General features: G+C 69.9%; 2 protein-coding genes. Both read left to right on the forward strand.

What is annotated here, in order from left to right:
• On the forward strand, positions 1-1,015 hold a 1,015-nt coding region (locus ACFU0Y_RS18025; protein ID WP_380216321.1), incomplete at its 5' end, for a carbohydrate ABC transporter permease.
• Position 1,016: 1 nt separating this feature from the next.
• Positions 1,017-1,883 (forward strand): carbohydrate ABC transporter permease, encoded by an 867-nt coding sequence (locus ACFU0Y_RS18030; protein WP_380216323.1) that lies wholly within the window; start codon positions 1,017-1,019, stop codon positions 1,881-1,883.
• Positions 1,884-1,951 lie beyond the last annotated feature (68 nt).

Below are 1,951 nucleotides of genomic sequence, written 5' to 3' on the forward strand. Positions count from 1 at the left end.
CCCGGCGGCCCCGCCCCGCACCCACGAGGAGTGCACCATGACCACCACACCGGGCCTCGCGGCCCCCGTGTCCGCTCCGGAGGACGCGCCCGCGGCGGCACCGCCCCGGAAGGGGCTCCGGCGGGACGGCCTCGCCGGATTCCTGATGGCGGGCCCCGCCGTCCTGCTGCTCGTCCTGTTCGTGGCCGTCCCGTTCTTCGCGGCCATCGGCTTCTCCTTCTACAACGTCCGGCTCGGCGACCCGCGCGACCCCGCCTTCATGGGCCTGACCCAGTACGCCCGGATCTTCACCGACCCCGACGTGTCGAGCCGGTTCCTCAGCGCCCTGCTCCACAACCTGGTCTTCGCGGCCGTGGTGGTCCCCGTGCAGACCGCCCTCGCGCTGGCGCTGGCCATGCTGGTGCAGAGGAGCATCCGGGGGATCGGGATCTTCCGGTCCGTCTTCTTCCTCCCCGTCGTCTTCCCCATCGCGCTGGTGGCCCTCATCTGGCGGCTGATCCTTGCCCGTGGGGACCAGGGGCTCCTCAACGCCCTGCTCGGGTTCTTCTCCGGCGGGAGCTTCGGTGCCCAGGACTGGCTGGGCTCGGAGCTCACGGCGCTGGCCTCGGTGATCGTCCTGTCGATCTGGCAGGGCGTCGGCTTCCAGATGGTGATCCTGCTGGCGGCCCTGCAGCAGGTGCCCGCGGACCTCTACGAGGCGGCCCGCCTGGACCGGGCCAACGCCTGGCAGCGCTTCGTGCACGTCACCCTGCCCGGGATCAACACCACCCTCGTCTTCGTGGCGCTCTACACGATGATCCTGTCCCTGCGCGTGTTCGACCAGATCTACGTGCTGGCCCGCTCCGGCGGCGGACTCAACGAGGACGCGACCCGCACCGTGATGTACGAGGCCGTGACGTCCGCGTTCGACGAGAACAACATCGGGCGCGCGAGCGCCATCTCCGTGGTGTTCTTCGTGATCGTGGTGGTCCTGTCCCTGATCCAGCGCCGCGCCACCCGCGAACGGGAGGACTGACATGACGCCGACCGCCACCACCGCCCCCGCCGACCGCCGTCGGCGCAGGTCGGACGTGCCCCGCTACGCGGTGCTCGTCGTCACGAGCCTGCTGTTCTTCGCCCCGGTCGCCTACATGGTGGCGGCGTCCCTGGCCCCCGCCTCCCGCACGCTCGCCGGCTTCGAGGTCTTCGACCCGCGCGGGTGGGGGCTGCACAACTACACCGGGGTGGCCTCGAGCCTGTCCTCGGACAGCACCGGCCACCTGTGGCGGTTCTTCTTCGTGTCCGTCACCGTCACGGTCTCCGTGGTGGCGCTCGGCCTGGTCGTGAACTCGATGGCGGCCTTCGCCCTGTCCCGGCTGACCTGGCGGGGCAGGAACCTGGTGCTCCTGGGCATCCTGCTGCTGCTCATCGTTCCCTTCGAGGCCGTGGCCGTGCCCATGTTCTACCTGTACAACGACGCCCGGAACACGCTGTGGATCCAGATCGCCCCCTTCATCGGCAACGCCCTGTCGATCTTCCTCTTCTACTCGTTCTTCTCCGGCATCCCCCGCAGCATCGACGAGGCCGCGCGGATGGACGGCGCCGGTCCGCTGCGGGTGTTCTGGCAGATCATCGCGCCCATGAGCAAGCCCGCCTATGCTTCGGTGGCGGTGCTGACGTTCCTGACGCAGTGGGGGGCGTTCCTGTGGCCGGTCCTGATGATCTCCGAGCCGAACCTGCGGCCCCTGCCGCTGCAGATCAGCGTGTTCGCGGGCCAGCTCCCTCCGGCGTGGGGGGAGGTCATGGCCTTCGGCGTGCTCCTGGTCGTGCCCGTGGTCATCGTGTTCCTCCTCTTCCAGCGCTGGTTCATCGAAGGGGTGGCGAGCTCGGCCGTCAAGGGCTGAGCCGGCCGTCCCGCCCCTCACCGGAAGGAGTTCCCGTGGACGTGCTCGTCCTGCCCACGGCCGACGAC

This window comes from Kocuria sp. NPDC057446 (assembly GCF_042802875.1).
Lineage (GTDB): Bacteria > Actinomycetota > Actinomycetes > Actinomycetales > Micrococcaceae > Kocuria.

Bases quoted from the DNA above. Each gene is read 5' to 3' on its own strand.
- ACFU0Y_RS18030 (WP_380216323.1), top strand. From the start codon at position 1,017: ATGACGCCGACCGCCACCACCGCCCCCGCCGACCGCCGTCGGCGCAGG.